This window comes from Actinomadura coerulea, from assembly GCF_014208105.1.
In the GTDB taxonomy this organism is placed as follows: Bacteria; Actinomycetota; Actinomycetes; order Streptosporangiales; family Streptosporangiaceae; genus Spirillospora; species Spirillospora coerulea.
Map to the genome: position 1 here is coordinate 3,446,249 of NZ_JACHMQ010000001.1, position 16,846 is coordinate 3,463,094.

General features: G+C 72.2%; 19 protein-coding genes. 10 read left to right on the forward strand and 9 right to left on the reverse strand.

The features are described from left to right. Nucleotides 1-18 precede the first annotated feature (18 nt). Nucleotides 19-681 carry a TIGR04222 domain-containing membrane protein gene (locus BKA00_RS15780; protein WP_244993795.1) on the forward strand — a complete coding sequence of 221 codons (663 nt, stop codon included), beginning with the start codon at nt 19-21 and terminating at the stop codon, nt 679-681. Here BKA00_RS15780 and BKA00_RS15785 read toward each other — a convergent pair. Genes BKA00_RS15785 through hemG form a run of 3 tightly spaced genes read right to left on the reverse strand, consistent with a single transcriptional unit; the run spans nt 678 to nt 3,444 of the window. Beyond that, the gene (locus BKA00_RS15785) at nt 678-1,256 is read right to left on the reverse strand and encodes a hypothetical protein (RefSeq protein ID WP_185025789.1); all 579 of its coding nucleotides are present in this window, start codon (nt 1,254-1,256) and stop codon (nt 678-680) included. The two genes, BKA00_RS15780 and BKA00_RS15785, sit on opposite strands and share 4 nt — an antisense overlap. A gap of 59 nt (nt 1,257-1,315) precedes the next feature. Then, nucleotides 1,316-2,014, reverse strand: a complete 699-nt coding sequence (gene hemQ / locus BKA00_RS15790; RefSeq protein ID WP_185025791.1) for a hydrogen peroxide-dependent heme synthase — start codon at nt 2,012-2,014, stop codon at nt 1,316-1,318. Then, nucleotides 2,011-3,444 (reverse strand): protoporphyrinogen oxidase, encoded by a 1,434-nt coding sequence (gene hemG / locus BKA00_RS15795; protein ID WP_185025794.1) that lies wholly within the window; start codon nt 3,442-3,444, stop codon nt 2,011-2,013. Before hemG ends, hemQ begins: the two co-directional genes overlap by 4 nt. A 126-nt stretch (nt 3,445-3,570) precedes the next feature. Here hemG and BKA00_RS15800 point away from each other — a divergent pair, with 126 nt between their 5' ends. Then, a complete protein-coding gene (locus BKA00_RS15800) occupies nt 3,571-4,686 on the forward strand; it encodes a beta propeller repeat protein (RefSeq protein WP_185025796.1) in 1,116 nt (371 codons plus the stop codon). 112 nt (nt 4,687-4,798) lie between these two features. After that, nucleotides 4,799-5,809, forward strand: a complete 1,011-nt coding sequence (locus BKA00_RS15805) for a DUF4349 domain-containing protein (RefSeq protein WP_185025798.1) — start codon at nt 4,799-4,801, stop codon at nt 5,807-5,809. On the opposite strand, the gene hemE is transcribed toward BKA00_RS15805, so the two are convergent. Then, complete coding sequence (gene hemE, locus BKA00_RS15810; protein WP_268248250.1) at nt 5,806-6,819, reverse strand: uroporphyrinogen decarboxylase; 1,014 nt, start codon at nt 6,817-6,819, stop codon at nt 5,806-5,808. The genes BKA00_RS15805 and hemE overlap by 4 nt on opposite strands. A 229-nt stretch (nt 6,820-7,048) precedes the next feature. Between hemE and BKA00_RS15815 the strand changes: the two genes are divergently transcribed. From BKA00_RS15815 to efeU, 4 genes are all read left to right on the forward strand, one after another. Beyond that, nucleotides 7,049-7,261 carry a hypothetical protein gene (locus BKA00_RS15815; RefSeq protein ID WP_221493172.1) on the forward strand — a complete coding sequence of 71 codons (213 nt, stop codon included), beginning with the start codon at nt 7,049-7,051 and terminating at the stop codon, nt 7,259-7,261. A 151-nt stretch (nt 7,262-7,412) separates the two neighbouring features. After that, the gene (locus BKA00_RS15820; protein WP_185025802.1) at nt 7,413-7,979 is read left to right on the forward strand and encodes a DUF3000 domain-containing protein; all 567 of its coding nucleotides are present in this window, start codon (nt 7,413-7,415) and stop codon (nt 7,977-7,979) included. A 220-nt stretch (nt 7,980-8,199) separates the two neighbouring features. Further along, entirely contained in the window at nt 8,200-9,399 is a 1,200-nt protein-coding gene (locus BKA00_RS15825; RefSeq protein WP_221493915.1) for a ribonuclease D, read from the forward strand. Nucleotides 9,400-9,489: 90 nt separating this feature from the next. Further along, nucleotides 9,490-10,353 (forward strand): iron uptake transporter permease EfeU, encoded by an 864-nt coding sequence (gene efeU, locus BKA00_RS15830; protein WP_230299225.1) that lies wholly within the window; start codon nt 9,490-9,492, stop codon nt 10,351-10,353. Nucleotides 10,354-10,360: 7 nt separating this feature from the next. On the opposite strand, the gene BKA00_RS15835 is transcribed toward efeU, so the two are convergent. From BKA00_RS15835 to BKA00_RS38980, 5 genes are all read right to left on the reverse strand, one after another. Next, nucleotides 10,361-10,723 (reverse strand): hypothetical protein, encoded by a 363-nt coding sequence (locus BKA00_RS15835; RefSeq protein ID WP_185025804.1) that lies wholly within the window; start codon nt 10,721-10,723, stop codon nt 10,361-10,363. A gap of 76 nt (nt 10,724-10,799) precedes the next feature. Continuing rightward, a complete protein-coding gene (locus BKA00_RS15840; RefSeq protein ID WP_185025807.1) occupies nt 10,800-11,981 on the reverse strand; it encodes an ABC transporter permease in 1,182 nt (393 codons plus the stop codon). Beyond that, on the reverse strand, nt 11,978-12,679 hold the full coding sequence (locus BKA00_RS15845; RefSeq protein WP_185025809.1) for an ABC transporter ATP-binding protein: 702 nt from the start codon (nt 12,677-12,679) through the stop codon (nt 11,978-11,980). Before BKA00_RS15845 ends, BKA00_RS15840 begins: the two co-directional genes overlap by 4 nt. After that, entirely contained in the window at nt 12,676-13,713 is a 1,038-nt protein-coding gene (locus BKA00_RS38975) for a peptidoglycan-binding protein (RefSeq protein WP_230299226.1), read from the reverse strand. Before BKA00_RS38975 ends, BKA00_RS15845 begins: the two co-directional genes overlap by 4 nt. Then, on the reverse strand, nt 13,710-14,042 hold the full coding sequence (locus BKA00_RS38980) for a hypothetical protein (RefSeq protein ID WP_185025811.1): 333 nt from the start codon (nt 14,040-14,042) through the stop codon (nt 13,710-13,712). Before BKA00_RS38980 ends, BKA00_RS38975 begins: the two co-directional genes overlap by 4 nt. Nucleotides 14,043-14,450: 408 nt before the next feature. On the opposite strand from BKA00_RS38980, the gene BKA00_RS15860 reads away from it, so the two are divergent. The 3 genes from BKA00_RS15860 (at nt 14,451) to BKA00_RS15870 (ending at nt 16,840) form a co-directional block, all read left to right on the forward strand. Then, nucleotides 14,451-14,672 (forward strand): hypothetical protein, encoded by a 222-nt coding sequence (locus tag BKA00_RS15860; RefSeq protein ID WP_185025812.1) that lies wholly within the window; start codon nt 14,451-14,453, stop codon nt 14,670-14,672. Next, nucleotides 14,665-15,264: a DUF2637 domain-containing protein gene (locus tag BKA00_RS15865; RefSeq protein WP_185025814.1), complete on the forward strand. Its 600-nt coding sequence runs from the start codon at nt 14,665-14,667 to the stop codon at nt 15,262-15,264. Before BKA00_RS15860 ends, BKA00_RS15865 begins: the two co-directional genes overlap by 8 nt. A gap of 286 nt (nt 15,265-15,550) precedes the next feature. Next, nucleotides 15,551-16,840 carry a hypothetical protein gene (locus BKA00_RS15870; RefSeq protein WP_185025816.1) on the forward strand — a complete coding sequence of 430 codons (1,290 nt, stop codon included), beginning with the start codon at nt 15,551-15,553 and terminating at the stop codon, nt 16,838-16,840. The last annotated feature ends 6 nt before the right edge of the window (nt 16,841-16,846 follow it).

Consider the following 16,846-nt stretch of genomic DNA (forward strand, 5'->3'; position numbering starts at 1 on the left):
GGGCCCTGACGCGTCACATTGACGGTCGCGGAACTGACGGTCAGCCCCCGGGGAGTCGCCGTGGACGAGTTCACCACCTACGAGATCGCACTGCTCTGCGGCGGACCCACGCGCGCCGCGCAGTGCGCCCTGCTCGCCCTCTACGGGCAGCGCCGCGTCCGCGTCTCGCGGGGCACGCGCCGCGTCACCGTCGTCGAGCGTGAGGCCGGCGACAAGGTCCAGCTCGCGCTTCTCGACGAGGTCCCCGACACCGGCTTCCAGCTCGGCTACGTCCTCGACGCGGTCGCCGGGTCCGACGAGGTGGCCGCCATCGCGGGCGGGCTGGTCGAGAGGGGCGTCCTGCGCCGGGGGTTCCGCGGCCGGCTCCGGCCGACGCGCAAGGGCAGGGCGGTCCGGCGCAGGCTCCGTGCGGACGCCGGATCCGGTACCCCGTCCGGGCTCGGGGCGCTGGAGGGCGCCGCGCCGGACCCGGTCGCCAGGCTCGCCGCGCTGGGCACGGCCGCCGTCGAGGACGCCAAGCTCCGCCATGTCATGGAGATGGACAACCCCAAGCCGCTCGACCTGCCCTACGCCTGGGCTCTGAACGGGGTCAACCGGAACACCGAGCAGAGTCGCCTGTCCGACACGCAGTACTCGGGCTACTACTACGACTCGAACTCCGGGGGATCCGGCAACTGCTAGGGGGTCTCGGGGACCTCGCAGTCGTCCTTGTCGCTCTGCTTGTTGGCCAGGACGACGCTGCCGTTGTCGTCGCTCTTGCCGTGGACGAAGACGCGGGGCTCGTCGTCGCCGCCGTCCTTGAGGAACTGGGTCGTCCACTTGCACAGGTCGATGGCCGGCTCGGAGTTCTCGTCGGCCTCCCCGAGGTCGGTGTAGACGCGCACGAAGCTGCCGCTGCGGCGGACGTCGGTGACGTGCTTGACGACCTTCTTGCCGGGGTCCTTCGTCTCGAAGTACGGCACCGCGTCGGTGATCTCGTCGGGGTCGCCGACGGCCCCGACGCGCTCGTTCGGGGACGGGACGGTGGCCGTGCGGGCGGCGACGGCGGCGCGGGGCGCGGGCCCCGAGCCGCCGGGCAGCGCCAGGACGGCGACGGACGCGAGCACCGCGGCCGCCGCGGTCACCGCCCCCGCGACGCCCAGCCGGCGCCGCCGGGAGCGCCGGAGGGACGCGAGCAGGCGGTGCAGGCGGGCCGAGAAGTCGGACGGCGGCCGGGCGTGCCGTCCGCGGGCGTGCCGGGCGGGAGACTTGGTCACGGACGGCACTTTACTGCCGGGCACCCCCGCCCCACGCGTGATTCGGAGTGATGCGCGGGCTAGGCCAGGCCGGCGACCAGTTCGGCGACCGGCTTGCGGCGACCTGTGTAGAAAGGCACCTCCTCGCGGGTGTGCAGCCGGGCCTTCGCTCCCCGCAGGTGCCGCATCAGGTCGACGATGCGGTGCAGCTCGTCGGCCTCGAACGCCAGCATCCACTCGTAGTCGCCGAGCGCGAACGCCGACACCGTGTTGGCCCGGACGTCGGGGTAGTCGCGCGCCATCATGCCGTGCTCGGAGAGCATCGCGCGGCGCTCCTCGTCCGGCAGCAGGTACCACTCGTAGGAGCGGACGAACGGGTACACGCACACGTAGGCGCGGGGCTCCTCGTCGGCGAGGAACGCGGGGATGTGGCTCTTGTTGAACTCCGCCGGGCGGTGCAGCGCCATCTGCGACCACACCGGCTCGCTCGCGCGGCCCAGCGCCGTCCGCCGGAACCGGGTGTAGACCTCCTGCAGGTCGTCGGACGTGGGGGCGTGCCACCAGAACATGTAGTCGGCGTCCGCCCGCAGCCCCGCGACGTCGTAGGCGCCGCGCGTGGTGACGTCCTTCTGGGCGGCCTGGTCGAGGAGGTCCTGCACCTCCGCCGCCTCCTGCTCGCCCACGGTTCCCGGGTTCGCGACCCGGAACACCGACCACATCGTGTAGCGGATGACGTTGTTGAGTTCGCGCGCCTTGGGCTTGCCCGGCTGCTCCGTCATGGTCCAACTCCTTCTCGACTGCGCAAATGGTCCAGTACGCGCAGCGCCGCCGCGCGCGCGGAGGCGATGCACGCGGGGATGCCGAGGCCGTCGTAGGCGGCGCCCGCGACGGCCAGCCCCGGCGTTCCGGCGACCGCGGCCCGGACCTTGGCCACGCGGTCGGCGTGGCCCACGTTGTACTGCGGGAGGCCGCCGCCCCACCGGGTCACCCGGCTCTCGGCGGGCAGCTCGGTGACGCCGCACGTCGCGGCGAGCTCGGCCATGGCGGTCGCGGTGAGCTCCTCGTCGGTCCGCTGGAGCAGGTGCTCCTCCCCGTACCGGCCGATGGAGCAGCGCACCGCGATGACGCCGGGGTCGCGGTCGCGCAGGTGCGGCCACTTCAGCGAGCTGAACGTGACGGCCTTGACCCCCCGGCCGCCGCGGGCGGTGTCGCTCTCCACGTTCGGGGCGAGGTAGCCGCTGCCCTCCGGGAGCCCCGGGAACGCGGTGGCCCGGTAGGCGAGCGTGATGATCGCCATGCTGGCGTACTCGATGCCGGCCAGCTCCCGCGCGGCGGCCGGCACGTCCGGCTCCAGCAGGCGGGACGCCGGGGCCGCGGGGACCGCGACCACCACCGCGTCGGCGTCGAGGCGCTCGGGGTCGCGGGCCGAGCCGACGGTGAGCCGCCAGCCGTTCTCGCGGCGGCGCAGCTCGCGGACCGTGGCTCCGGTCCTGACCGTCCCGCCGGCCTCGGCGATGTCGGCGGCGACCAGGTGCGGGAGCGTGCCGAGCCCGTCCGGCAGCGTGGCGAACACCGGGCCCGGGTTCTTCGGCGCGGCGTCCCTGATGCCCTGCACGGCCTGGATCAGCGACCGGTGGGACCGCGCGGCGGCGGCGACGGCGGGCAGCGTGGACTCGAAGGACAGCCGCTCGGCCCGGCCCGCGTACACGCCGCCGAGCAGCGGCTCCACGAGCCGGTCGACGACCTCGCCGCCGAGCCGGGCGCCGACGTAGTCGGCGACGGACACGTCCCCGCCGCGCGGCGTCTCCGGAAGCACGAGGTCCAGCGGGACGCGCGCGAGCCCGGCCGGCGACAGCACGTGCGCGGCGGCCAGCGCCTTGAGGTCGGACGGGACGCCCATGACCTGGCCGGAGGGGATGGGCCGCAGCTCGCCGCGGCTGAGGATCGCCGAGGACGTGGTGCCGGGGTTCACCAGGTCGCCGGAGCGGCCGAGGTCGCGCACCAGGTCCAGGCCCTCGGGGCGGCGGGCGAGCATCGACTCGGCGCCCTCGTCCACCGGAATCCCGGCGATCTCGCTGACCCGCAGCTTCCCGCCGATCCGGGGGGAGCCCTCCAGGACCGTCACCCGGACGCCCTCCCGGGCGAGCATGCGCGCGGCCGCGAGGCCCGCGATGCCGCCACCGACGACAACGGCATGGGACGTGGTCATGCCTCCAGCCTTCCAGACGCCTCGCCGGATCGCGCACCGGGGCGGCCCCGGCGACGCGCCCGGGCGCCGGGTTCTTGTCACGCGGATGACAAGATCCCAAAACAACGCCAGTGAATACTGGCAGACATGATTCCTCGGAAGACCTCCGCCCGCCTCGCGGCGGCCCTCACCGCCGGCGCGCTCGCGGCCGGCGGGCTCGCGGCCCCCGCGTCGGCCGCGGCCCGCGGCGGGTTCACGCCGGTCCCGCTGCCGTTCTTCTGGCCGAACAACAGCCTCCACGACGTCGACGCCGCCTCGGCCGACAGCGTCTGGATCGCCGGCGACCAGGGCGAACTGGTGATCCCCGGACCGATCCCGGGGACCGGGCAGAGCATCCCCGGAAACCCCGTCGTCCGGCGCTGGAAGGACGCCCGCTGGGTCGAGTACGACCTCCAGAACCTGACCAGCCGCGCCACCATCACCGACGTCGACGCCGCCGGTCCCGAGGACGTGTGGATCACCGGCCCGAAGTACGGCTCCGGCGACACGGCGCCCGTCCCCTACGTGGCGCGTTTCACCGGCGCGCGGTTCGAGCAGGTGGCGCTGCCCTCCGGCGCCCGCGCCGCGAACCTCCAGGCGAGGGCCGGCGGCGTGTGGGTCGCCACCGACGGCGCCGTCTACCGGCGGACGGGCGACACCTGGACGCAGATCACCACGGTTCCGGACATGCAGCAGTACGCGTCCTACATCCGGGCGGACGACGACATCTGGTTCCTCGGCACCGTCTCCCGCACCGACCAGACGCTCGCCGCGCACCACTGGGACGGGAACTCCTGGCAGAGCGTCCCCGTGCACGAGCCGGTACCCGGGACGGGCTTCACCGACATGGTCGCCCTCTCCCCCACCGACGCCTGGGCCACCGGCATCAGCTACCGCACGTCCCCGGCCTCACCGGTCCTGATGCACTGGGACGGCACGGCCTGGACGGGCGTCACGCCGCCGCCCGGCCTCAACGCGCTCACCAGGATCGTCGCGGGCGGGGGCGGGACGCTGTGGGCGGTCGGCCACTCGCTCGACGAGCCCGCCAAGCCCGGCCTGCTCCACTATGCCGGCGGGGCCTGGGAGCGCGTTCCGACCACGGCCGTGCCGAACAGGAGCAACATCTACGCGACCGCGCTCGCCGTCGTCCCCGGCACCGGCGCCCTGTGGACGCTCGGGTCGGTGAACGTCGGCGGGCCCGTCGTCCTCACCGACGGCCCGTGACCACCGGCACTCCCTGACCACCGGCGGCCCGTGACCACCGCGTGCCCGCTTCGTGCCCGGATCGCGACCGGTCCCCGGGGAACGGTGATCCGCCGCGTCCCGTCCAAGCCCCATGCGGATCGTCAGGAGCATCACCTGCGCACTGGTCGTCCTGCCGCTGGCGGCGGGCATGGCCGCGTGCGGGGGCGGCGGCGACCACTCCTCCGGGGCGTCGGACTCCGCCCCCCGGGGCATGGCCACGGCCCCGGCCCTCCCGGGCGGCGCCCGGCGCGCCGAGGGCGTCCCGCAGGGCGGGAAGACCGCTTCCGCGGCCGCGCCCCTGCCCACCGGGCGCCAGGTCGTCCAAACGGCCGACCTGCGGGTGCGGGCCGGGGACGTGGATGCCGCCGCCGCCAAGGCCAAGCAGCTGGCCGCCGCGGCGGGCGGCTACGTCGAGCGGGAGTCGACGTCGAGCGACCCCGCCCGCTCGGAGATCGCGCTCAAGATCCCCGGCGACCGGTACGCCGAGATCCTGGGCCGGCTCGGCGCCGAGCTCGGCACCAAGCTGTCGCTCAGCCAGCGGGCCGAGGACGTCTCGGGCGAGGTGGCCGACGTCGACGCGCGGGTGCGGTCCGCGAAGGCCTCGCTGGAGTCGTTCCGCAAGCTGCTCGACCGGGCGGGATCCGTCGGCGAGATCATGAGCATCGAGCGGGAGATCTCCCAGCGGGAGGCCGACCTGGAGGCGCTCCAGGCGCGCCAGAAGTCGCTCGCCCACCGCACGCGGTTCGCGACCGTGACCGTGATCCTGGTGAGCAGGACGGCGCCGCCCGAGAGGGACGAGCCCCGCGGTGGTTTCGTCGGCGGGCTGGAGAACGGCTGGCACGCGTTCACCGCGTTCGTCGGCGGCGTCGCCGCCGTGCTGGGCTGGCTGCTGCCGTTCCTCGTCGCCGCCGCCGTGATCGGGCTGCCGGCGCTGGCCCTGCGCCGCCGGCTGCGCGCCCGGTCCGAGGGCTCGGCCGACCCCGCGACGGCCCCGGACCCGGAGGTGGAGCCCGGGTCGGAGCCGGAGAACGCGAAGGTCGCCGCCGGCGCGGGCGAGGAGGCCTCGCGGGCGCCGCGGCAGGGGCCGCCGCCGACCGCCTAGCGCGGGTCCTCGGAGCTCGCCTCGTGGACGAGGTCGGCGAGGCGGGCCAGCACGTCCGGGTCCATGGACGGCAGGACGCCGTGGCCGAGGTTGAAGATGTGCCCCTCGGCGGTGCGGCCGCGGGCCAGCACGTCGCGGGCGCGCCGCTCGACGATCTCCCACGGCGCGAAGAGGACCGCCGGGTCGAGGTTGCCCTGCAGGGCCTTGCCCGGCTCGACGCGGCTGACGGCCTCGTCGAGCGGCACCCGCCAGTCGACGCCGACGACGTCGGCCCCGGCCTCGCCCATCAGGCCGAGCAGCTCGCCCGTCCCGACGCCGAAGTGGATGCGCGGGACGCCGAGCGGCTCGATCTCGGCGAAGATGCGGCGGGCGTGCGGCAGGACGGACTCGCGGTAGTCCTGCGCGGCGACCGCGCCCACCCACGAGTCGAAGACCTGCACGGCGCTCGCGCCGGCCGCGATCTGCACCTTCAGGAACGCGATCGTGAGGTCGGTCAGCCGCTCCATGAGCCGGTCCCACAGCCGCGGCTCGCCGTACATCATGGCCTTGGTGCGCTCTTGGTTCTTGGACGGGCCGCCCTCGATCAGGTACGAGGCGAGCGTGAACGGGCCCCCCGCGAACCCGATCAGCGGCGTCGCGCCGAGCTCGCCGACCAGGCCCCCGACGGCCTCGGTCACGTACGGGACGTCGTCGGGCGAGAGGGGGCGCAGGACGTCCAGGCCCGCGGCGTCGCGGACGGGGTCGGCGATGACCGGCCCGACGCCGGGCTTGATGTCGAGGTCGACGCCGACCGCCCGGAGCGGCACCATGATGTCGCTGTAGAAGATCGCCGCGTCGACCGCGTACCGGCGCACCGGCTGCATCGTGATCTCCACGATCATGTCCGGGCGGGTGCACGACTCCAGCATCGGGACGCCCTCGCGGACCCGCAGGTACTCCGGCAGGGAGCGCCCCGCCTGGCGCATGAACCACACCGGCGTGTGCGGCACCGGCCGGCGCCGGCACGCCAGCAGGAACGGGCTCTCGGCGAGGCCGCCGTCGTCGGGCGTGCGCGCAGGGTGGTCGTTCGAACGGGCTGCGTCAGCGGTCACGTTGCGATCGTCCCACGAAATGCCGGCGCGGGAGCACCGGAGTGGCGCGTGAGGCGCAACGAACTTCCGGACACGCCGAGCGAAGTCCCGCATTCTGTCACCGGCGCGTGCGAACGTGATGCGTGTCATAGCCGAGGGAGGTTCCCCCTTGTACTGCTTCACCTGCGGTGATGAACGGGTGTTCGAGCAGCCGCCGTGCGAGGACGGGCACGGCGAGGAGTGCCCCGAGCGGGCCTGCGTCGACTGCGGTTCGGCCGTCCTGGTCGGCCTGCCGCCCGCCGTGACCGCCCCGGTCCGCCGCCGGGCCTGCGAGCCCGCTCGGGCGCGCGGCGGCGCCGCCACCACTCGGGCCGTGGCCTGACCGGCCCGGCCCCCGAGACGAAACCCGTGCCGTGCCTGCCTCCCCTCCACGCCCTCCCGCCGCCCCCCGCGGCGCCGCCCCGACCCATCGCCACCGGCCCGAACCGGTGCCCGGCGATCCGTCACTCCCCCGCGACCAGGCCGGTCCGCCCATGAACCCACCTGCCTTCCAGCGGGCCGTCGACACGCTGCGCGAGATCCTCGACGGGCCCGCCCTCCGGCCGGAGCTCGACCTGGAGGACATGCCCGCCCCGCAGAGCCTGGCGCCCTACGCGGCGGCCATGTCCGGCAGCGTCTACCGCGACGACGACACCGAGGTCGCCATGGGCCGCCTCATCGTGCTGTACGACCCCGAGGGCCGCTCCGGATGGACGAACGGCTTCCGCGTCGTCGCCTACATCCGCGCCGACCTGGAGCCCGACATCGCCGCCGACGAGCTGATCGGCTCCGTCGCGTGGGACTGGCTGCTGGAGGCCCTGGAGCCCGCGGGCTACGCGGGGGTGTCGGGGACGATCACCCGCGCGGTGTCGGAGAGCTTCGGCGACAAGCGCGGAGAGCCGTCCACCACGGAGCTTGAGCTGCGCGCCTCGTGGTCCCCGACGGGCGACGATCTCGCCGGTCACGTGCTGGCCTGGTGCGAGGTGATGTGCACCACGGCGGGGCTTCCGCCGGCCGGTGTGACCGCCCTGCCGGACCGGCCGGGCGGCGGGGGCGGCTGAGCGACGTACGGTAGGGGGCGTGAGCACAGCGTCCGAAACCGAGGCGGCGGGGGAGAACACGGAAGAAGTGGGAGTGTCCGAAACGCGCGCCACCGGCCCCGAATGGGGCGCCGGTGCGGAGAAGACGGCGGTGACCCCTCCCGGGAGCGTTCCCGGGCCGGCCGGGCCGGACCCCGGGCCGGCGGGCACGGAGGCCGACACCGGTCCCCCGGCCGTCCCGCTGCTGGAGCCGCGTGAGGGCGTCCCGCCGGTGCTCACCGCTCCCGCCGACCTGGAACGCGTCATCGCGGCGTTCGCCGCGGGCACCGGTCCCGTCGCGGTCGACGCCGAGCGGGCCTCCGGCTACCGGTACGGCCAGCGCGCCTATCTGATCCAGCTGCGCCGGGCGGGCGCCGGCACCGCGCTGATCGATCCGGTCGCGCTGCCCGACCTGTCCGGGCTGGACGCCGCGCTCGCCGACGCCGAGATGGTGCTGCACGCCGCCAACCAGGACCTGCCGTGCCTGGCCGAGGTCGGCCTCGTCCCGCGCCGCCTGTTCGACACCGAGCTGGCCGGGCGGCTGCTCGGCTACCCCCGCGTCGGGCTCGGCTCCATGGTCGAGAACGTGCTCGGCTTCGTGCTGGAGAAGGGCTACTCGGCGGCCGACTGGTCGACCCGCCCCCTCCCCGAGGACTGGCTGCGCTACGCCGCGCTGGACGTCGAGCTGCTGGTCGAGCTGCGCGACGCGCTCCGGGACGAGCTGGAGGCGGCGGGCAAGCTGGAGTGGGCGCGCGAGGAGTTCGCCGCGATCCTGACCACGCCGCCGAAGCCGCCGCGCGCCGACCCGTGGCGCCGCACGTCCGGCATCCACCGGGTGCGCAACCGGCGGGCGCTCGCCGCCGTCCGCGAGGTCTGGGAGGCGCGCGACAAGATCGCCCAGGAGCGGGACCTGTCCCCCGGCCGGGTGCTGCAGGACGCGGCGATCATCGAGCTGGCGCAGAAGTCCCCGAAGACCCCGGCCGAGCTGCAGGCGCTGCCGACGATGCGGGGCCGCGGCGCCCGCCGGCACCAGTCGGCGTGGCTGCGCGCCGTCGCCCGCGCCCGCGAGCTCGGCGAGCGCGGGCTGCCCGAGTCGAACCTGCCCGGCGACGGGCCGCCGCCCGCGCACCGCTGGGCCGACCGCGACCCGGAGGCCGCCAAGCGGCTCACCGCCGCCCGCGCCGTCGTCGCCGCGCTCGCCGACGAGCACTCCATGCCGTCGGAGAACCTCGTGCAGCCCGACTACGTCCGCCGGCTGGCGTGGACGCCGCCCGCGGAGTCGTCGGCGTCCGCGATCGGCGCCGCGCTGCGCGAGCTCGGCGCCCGCGCCTGGCAGGTCGAGCTCACCGCCCAGCCGATCGCCAAGGCGTTCCTCCGCCTCGAAAGCAAAGGTGTGCTGTAGACCGGACTTGCACGGGGCGGCCGCGAGGCACACACTGGCTTAGGTTAGCTTTGCCTAAAACGTCCGTGTGATCCCCCGAGGAGTACGTCGATGCTGCTGGGCAACTTCCTCATCGGCCTGCGGGAGGGGCTCGAGGCCGCCCTGGTCGTGAGCATCCTGATCGCGTACCTGGTGAAGACCGGCAACCGCCGGGCCCTGCTCCCCGTCTGGACGGGCATCGGCGCCGCCGTCGTCCTGGCGTGCGTGTTCGGGATCGCGCTGAGCGCCGCGTCGTCGGAGATGCAGTTCAAGACGCAGGAGCTGTTCGGCGGCGTCCTGTCGATCGTCGCGGTGGGGCTCGTCACCTGGATGGTCTTCTGGATGCGCAAGACCGCCCGGTTCATGAAGGCCGAGCTGGAGGGCAGGCTGGAGGGCGCGCTCGACGTCGGCCCGCTCGCCCTCGCCGCCGTCGCGTTCCTGGCGGTCGGGCGCGAGGGCCTGGAGACGGCGCTGTTCCTGTGGACGAACATCTCCAACTCCTCCGGCGGGTCCACCCAGCCGATCGCCGGAGCGTTCCTCGGCCTCGCCGTCGCCGTCGCCCTCGGCTACCTGCTCTACCGCGGCGGCCTCAAGATCAACCTCAAGCGGTTCTTCACCTGGACGGGCGCCGCGCTCATCGTCGTCGCCGCCGGCGTGTTCGGCTACGGCTTCCACGACCTCCAGGAGGCGGAGGTCTTCCCCGGCCTGCACTCGGTCGCGCTGGAGCCGCACGCCTTCTTCGCCGAGTTCGGCGGCGCCGGCGACTGGATGCAGACCGTCTTCCAGGGCGTCCTGAACGTCACCCCGCAGATCACCTGGCTGCAGCTGGTCATGTGGGCGGCCTACCTGGTGCCGGTGATGGTGCTGTTCCTGCGCAACCCGTCGCCGTCCAAGCCCGCCCCCGCCAAGGCCGCCGAGCCGGCGCCCACGTCCTGACGCCGCGTCAGAGGTCGGGCAGCGGGTCGCGGGGAAGGCTGTCGCGGGCGAACACCTCGGCGTCGGCCGCGTTGACGACCGGCACGTACTCGTCGTCGACCTCGAACACCGCGCCCGCGAACTCGAACGACGCGCCGACGCCGGTCTCCACCGGCCCGATCCGGGTGCCGCGCGGGTAGCTGCCCCAGATGCTCTTCGGGGTGCTGCGGCTCAGCGAACCGGTGGAGATCACCGAGACCTGGTCGCCGGTGACGACGAAGACGAAGCCCGCACCGCCGCCGCAGGTCATCGCGGGGAAGATGTAGCGGATCTCCCCGTCGATGCCGAGGAACTCCCTGCAGCGCTCGCGGAGCGGGCGTGGCACCGGCATGGCGGTTGAGGCACCTCCCCCAGGGCGGGTCGACGTCGCCCCAATCATGCACCGATCGGACAGATCGTGACCAGTCTCACGCGGTCGCCAGCGCCGCGGTCGGCGGCAGCCGCGCGGCCCGCGCCGCCGGGTACAGGCCCGCGACCGTCCCGATCGCCAGGGTCGCGGCGAGCGCGCCCCCGAGCGCCCACGCCGGCACGACCGGCGGCCACCCCTTCCACAGCGCGAACCCGGCCGTCACCGCCGCGCCGAGCACGACCCCGGCCGCGCCGCCGAACGCCGACAGCAGCAGCGACTCGGTGAGGAACTGGACCCGCACCTGCCCGCGGGTGGCGCCGAGCGACCGGCGCAGCCCGATCTCGCGGCGCCGCTCCAGCACCGAGATCACCATCGTGTTGGCGACCCCGACCCCGCCGACCAGCAGCGCGACGGCGCCGAGCCCGAGCAGCAGGCCGGTGAACGCCCCGGACGCCGCGGCCCGCGCCTCCAGTGCGTCCGAGGGCCGGCTGACCCGCACCTCCTCGGGGTGCTCGGGGTCGACCGTCCGGGCGAGGACGTCCCGGACGTCGCCGACCGAGGCGTCCGCGGAGCGCTCGTAGATCCTCGTGGGATGGCCGTCGAAACCGAGGTACCGGCGCGCGGCGTCCCAGCCGACGAGGGCGGAGCGGTCGACCTCCGGGGCCAGCTCCGCCGGCCGCAGCACGCCGAGGACGACGAACCACCGGCCGCCGATCCAGACCTGGCCGCCCGCCCGGTCCAGGCCGAGCCGCCGCGCCGCCTCCGACCCCAGCACGGCGGCCGGACGGCCCTCGGTGGCGGCGTCCAGCCACCGCCCGCTCGCCGGCGCCACGTCGAGGGTGCCGAGCAGCCCCGCCGTGGCGGCCTGCACCGCGATCCCCTGCGTGACCTCCTCCGGGATCCTGTCGGTCCGGCGGACGGTGGCCTCCACCGACCCGGTCGCGCCGACCGCCGTGACCGTCCCGATCCGCCGCACCATCTCCGGCGCCGTCTCGGGCAGCTCCGCCCTGTCGCCGAACAGCGTGTCGCCCGGCTCGGCCGTCAGCAGGTTCGTGCCCAGCCGGTCGAGCCGCCGGAGCAGATCCTCCCTGCCGGAGGAGGAGATCCCGATGACGGCCACCACGGTCGCGATCCCGATCGCGATCCCGAGGGCCGAGAGCACCACCCGCGCCGGACGGGCCCTGAGCCCGCCGAGCCCGACGCGCAGCACGTCGCCCGCACCGAGCCGCGCGGGCCTCATCGGCTCCCCACCCCCGCCCGCTCGTCCGCGACGATCAGACCGTCCCGGACCCGCACCCGCCGCGGCGCCCGGGCCGCCACCTCCGCGTCATGGGTGATGACCGCGACGGTGGTGCCGGCGCGGTTCAGCTCGTCCAGCAGGGCGAGCACGCCGGCGCCCGCGGCCGAGTCGAGGTTGCCGGTCGGCTCGTCGGCGAGCAGCAGGTCGGGCTCGCCCACCACCGCCCGCGCGACCGCGACCCGCTGCCGCTCGCCGCCCGACAGCTGGTGCGGCCGGTGCGCCGTCCGCTCCGCCAGCCCGACCCTTTCGAGCGCCGCCCGCGCCCGCTCCCGCCGCTCCCGCAGCCCGACCCCGCCGTAGAGGAGCCCGTCGGCGACGTTGTCGAGGGCGCTCACCCCCGCGGCCAGGTGGAACTGCTGGAACACGAACCCGATGTGCCGCGCCCGCAGCGCCGACAGCTCCCGGTCCCCGAGCCCCGCGACCTCGTGCCCCGCGACCCGCACGCTCCCCCGGGTCGGCCGGTCCAGCGTCCCGATCATGTGCAGCAGCGTCGACTTGCCCGACCCGGACGGCCCCGCGATCGCCACCAGCTCCCCCGGCGCGATCACCAGATCGACCCCCCGGAGAGCCGTGACGCCGCCCGCGTACTCCTTGACCACCCCGGCCAGCTCCACGATGTCCGCGCCCCTGTCGTTCATTCGGCGGGCACCCCGACCTTCATGCCCTCGCGGAGCCCGCTTCCGGCCACCTCGACCCGCCCGCCGCCGAACGCCCCGGCCCGCACGGGCACCAGGCGCCTGGAGCCGTCGACGACCTCCACTCCGAAGCCGCCCTCCCGCAGCGCCAGCAGCGCCTCGACCGGCACCGACAGGACGCCCTCGCGCCGCTCGCTCTCCAACTCGACGCTGACCGGCGCCTCGTCCAGCCGTCCCGTCCTGGCGTCCCCTATCGAGATGTCGACGCCGACCGTGGTCTTCTGGTCCTGCCCCGACCCGGTCGTCCGGGCCACGCCGCCGACCTCGCTGATCGTCCCCTTGACGGACGCCCCACCGGGAAGCTCCACCGAGACCCGGGCGCCCTTCTCGGCGAGGCCCTGCTTGTCTGCGTCCAGATCGACGTGCACGACCCGCCTCGTCCCGGCCACCGTCAGGACGGGCTGCCCCTGAGCGATCCGCTTCCCCTCGGGCGCCGTGACCTCCCGCACCCGCACGGCGCCGTCCAGGAAGACGACCTGACCTGCGTCGACCTGCCCGGTCTCCTCCAGCCCCCGGTCGGCCTGCCACTCCTGGACAGCGGCCCGCGTGGCCCCGGTGAACTCCCCGTCCACGGTCAAGCCGCCGTACCCGAGAGCCCGCAGGTTTCCTTCGAGCTGCCGGACGTCCTTCCCCGAGACGCCCTCCCGCAGCGTCCGGTACATGGGCCGGCCGCCGTACATCAACGTCACGGGCTTGCCCGCCACCGACAGCAGCGACTCCCCGCGCCGAACGACCGCACCCGCCTCCGGCGCCCATGTCACGACACCCGACGCCCCGGTCCACACGTCCCGGACATCGCCGTAGGTGAGCTTCCCGTCCACCTTCTCGGTGTCCACGAGATCACCCCGGCTGACGACCGCCGTCGCCAGCGGAACCCGCGTCTCCTGCGCCCGGCTCCCGCCCCCGGTGAAGGCAAGGGCCCCGCCGACCACCACCACGGCGACGGCGGCCCCGCCCGCGACCACCACCCGCCTCACTTCCCGACCCCCGGCAGGCTGCCCTTGCACGCCTCCCGCGCCTTCTCCACCTGCCCCCGGTCGACCTGCCCGGTCGGAAGCCTGATCTGCCCGTCCGGCCCCGGGTCCGGGATGTCGACCCCGTGCTCGCGCATGCACTGCGCGAACTTGACGTACTGGTCGCGCACCTTCGGATCCTTGAGATCGGGCATCTTCCCGCCCGCCTGAAGCCACGACTGGCACTTCTTCAGCGCCCCCTCCGACTTCGAGCGGTCGCCGCCCTTCCCCAGCCGCAGCGCGTGCCCGTCCCCGCTCCCGGGATCGGGGACGTCCACCCCGTGCTCCCGCATGCACTGCGCGAACTTCAGCTGAGCGTCCTCCGGAGAAACCGACCTGCTGGGAGAAGCAGAGGCCGAAGCGGCCACCCCACCAGCACTGGCCACCCCGCCCCCACCGTCGTCCCCACAGCCGGCGACACCCCCCAGCACAAGCCCCGCGACAACACCCAGAACCAAGACCCTCATGCCGCCCCTCTCCCCGAAGCACCCTGCCCCGGCCCGCCCATCAGAGCCCCCAAAGGGTTAAACCCGCATTAGCCGCGCGGCCTCTCAGCAGATCGAACCAAGTCGGGAGACGTCGCCGAGGAAGCCTCTCACCAGCACAAACGTCCGGAGGAGTCGTGGCGAGTCGAAGTGGATCGAGCCTCGGTGGCTCCCCACTTTGGCTCCCGTGGCTCCCCCGGCAGAGAGGAGGCGAACATGTCTCTACGGATCACCGAAGACACGATGGCCGCCGTCGTGAACGGCGAAGCGATCGTTACCGGCACCCGCTCAGAGTGCGGCTGGCACGTCACCACGTGGCCGCGCCCACTCGACCGCAACGCAGCCATCACGGCCCTGATGCTCGCCGAACGCCTCATCACCCACGGCGAGGACGACCCGTGCGCGCGGGAGTGGCTGAGGGAGCTGGGCCGTGCCTGACCGCCTCATCCGCAGCACCACCGCGCTCGCCGTGGTGGCGGTAGCCGCCGTGGCAGCCGTCATCTCGTACCGCCACGCCTACGAACTCGTCCACTCCCACGGCGAGACCGGCCCAACCGCACGCCTCGTCCCGTTCACGGTGGACGGCCTCATCTGGGCAGCGTCCATGGTGATCCTGGACGCGAGCCGCCGAAGGCAATCGGCACCACAGTTGGCCAAGTGGAGCCTCGCCGTGGGCATCGTGGCGACGGTAGGCGCCAACGTGGCGCACGGCGCGTCCCACGGCCCCATCGGCGCGGTAGTCAGCGCGTGGCCGGCACTCGCCCTCGTGGGCAGCTTCGAACTCCTCATGACCCTCACTCGCAGCGCCGCACGCGGCGACCTCGTCCAGGACGAAACGCGCACCACACCGGAACAACCTCGCACCGAAGTGGAGCAGACACCGGAGCAAGCAGTGTTGGACGAGTACAGGGCGAGCTTGCAGGGCCCTGGCCGCCCGGTCTCTCAGCGCTACCTCGCCGAGAAGCACGGCATCGACCGCCGCAAGGTGAAGCAGATCATCACCAACTTGGAGAAACCCGCCCCAGCATGAGCCAGAAGCCCCAGCCGCATCACATCTCGGACTGTGGCTGGGGCTTCTTCCATGGGCCAGGAATGCCCGCTTTGCCCCCAGGACTGCAAAGAAAACGTTCTCTGATCTCAGAGCATCAACGAGTGTGCCTGTCGGCCCCAAACTGGGCACTTGGTGGATGCTCGTGCCGTGGTCAGGGGCTAGCCAGAGCGCCCGCCTGACCTGAAGCGGCCAGAGAACACTGAGTTCAGTGGCAGTAGAGACTGGCACCCATCTTGCTATCGTTGACACGACCTGGAGGTGAGACATGGGTAACGATTTTTGGCTATATCACTGGATGGACGAACAGGGAGTAAAGAAGGAAAGAGACATCGCTCGGATCATTGCAGATGATAGAACATTTGAAGATTTGGGAAGCATTGCTGCAGGAATGAGCTATGCTATTGAGCCCATAAAAGACGAAGACAATTATGTAGTAGCCGGCACTGGCATTGATTTGTCGGGCGAGCTTGGCTGCTATGCCTGGGAATGCATCAAGCGGCAGATTGATGACGTCTTCTCGCGCTCTTGGCATTATTTTGACAAAATCGTGGTCAGAGGCCTTACGCCACTTCGGTACACCCAGATGATGGAAAGTAATGATCGTAGATTCGCGAAGCTTGTATTGCAATCTCAATTGCGCCTGTTGCTTTATATCAGACACATCGGGGCGGAGGATCTCCTGATCTTTCGCCAGAAGCCTCCGGCTTGTCGGGTCCACTATGTGGATCACCTGAACGAGTGCGGATTGGAACATCTGGCTTCAGAGATGCCAGACATCGCCAACAATCTAGCCACCGAAGCACAGGTTGCCATCCAACAAGTCTGCGGCGATCATTGGCATTATGCATTCGATCACCCTTTGTTGGAGCACACACATTGGGGGATTGTGCCTGCAGAAACTTTCCGAATTCAGCCAGGAAAAGGGGGACCGCGCGAAAGTCGGATGGCAGCTCAGCAAGTGCTTGCAGATTTTGCGTCTCATCTCGTGGCAGACGTTCAAGAATCTAAAGCACTTCACGCGCCACTTGCAATCGCTTCAGGATTGCACGCACATTCCCTCAAGAGTGATTCACCTACTGCTACCAGCATGGATGAAGTGGCCCTGGAGTTGGAGATTCCTGTTTTGCAGGGCCTTCCACTTAAGGACCTGATAAAGCTACGAGAAAGTGAACATGCTTCCTTTGAGCGCTTTCGGCGTAGCCTCAAAACAGCAATGCGTGAACGTCTAAATGAGTCCGAATCAGCCAGTTCCGCCGACATAGCTGCGGATATCCTCGACGACATCATTACGCCAGCGGTCGGTGATTTGGCCGACCGCCTCAGGAAGGCCAATCGCCTCTTGAACAAGAAATCGGCTTCAAGTGGGGGCTTGGGCGTAGCTCTAATGACGATAGGCCTTACAGCTGGCGTACCCCTTTTGCTGCCATTTGGCGTTGTAAGTCTTTGCTCTCCCGTCCTCCATTATCACAAATTCCTGGAGGAACGGAGAGACATAGAACTTTCAGACATGTACTTCTTGTGGAATCTGCAGAATAAGCAATGGCGAAACCGGTAGAGAAAC

Coding starts and splice junctions, on each gene's coding strand:
- BKA00_RS15840 (WP_185025807.1), bottom strand. CDS start 11,981: ATGAGGCCCGCGCGGCTCGGTGCGGGCGACGTGCTGCGCGTCGGGCTC.
- BKA00_RS38980 (WP_185025811.1), bottom strand. CDS start 14,042: ATGCGGGAGCACGGGGTGGACGTCCCCGATCCCGGGAGCGGGGACGGG.
- BKA00_RS15860 (WP_185025812.1), top strand. CDS start 14,451: ATGTCTCTACGGATCACCGAAGACACGATGGCCGCCGTCGTGAACGGC.
- hemQ (WP_185025791.1), bottom strand. CDS start 2,014: ATGACGGAGCAGCCGGGCAAGCCCAAGGCGCGCGAACTCAACAACGTC.
- BKA00_RS15870 (WP_185025816.1), top strand. CDS start 15,551: ATGGGTAACGATTTTTGGCTATATCACTGGATGGACGAACAGGGAGTA.
- hemG (WP_185025794.1), bottom strand. CDS start 3,444: ATGACCACGTCCCATGCCGTTGTCGTCGGTGGCGGCATCGCGGGCCTC.
- efeU (WP_230299225.1), top strand. CDS start 9,490: ATGCTGCTGGGCAACTTCCTCATCGGCCTGCGGGAGGGGCTCGAGGCC.
- BKA00_RS15820 (WP_185025802.1), top strand. CDS start 7,413: ATGAACCCACCTGCCTTCCAGCGGGCCGTCGACACGCTGCGCGAGATC.
- BKA00_RS15800 (WP_185025796.1), top strand. CDS start 3,571: ATGATTCCTCGGAAGACCTCCGCCCGCCTCGCGGCGGCCCTCACCGCC.
- BKA00_RS15845 (WP_185025809.1), bottom strand. CDS start 12,679: ATGAACGACAGGGGCGCGGACATCGTGGAGCTGGCCGGGGTGGTCAAG.
- BKA00_RS15805 (WP_185025798.1), top strand. CDS start 4,799: ATGCGGATCGTCAGGAGCATCACCTGCGCACTGGTCGTCCTGCCGCTG.
- BKA00_RS15835 (WP_185025804.1), bottom strand. CDS start 10,723: ATGCCGGTGCCACGCCCGCTCCGCGAGCGCTGCAGGGAGTTCCTCGGC.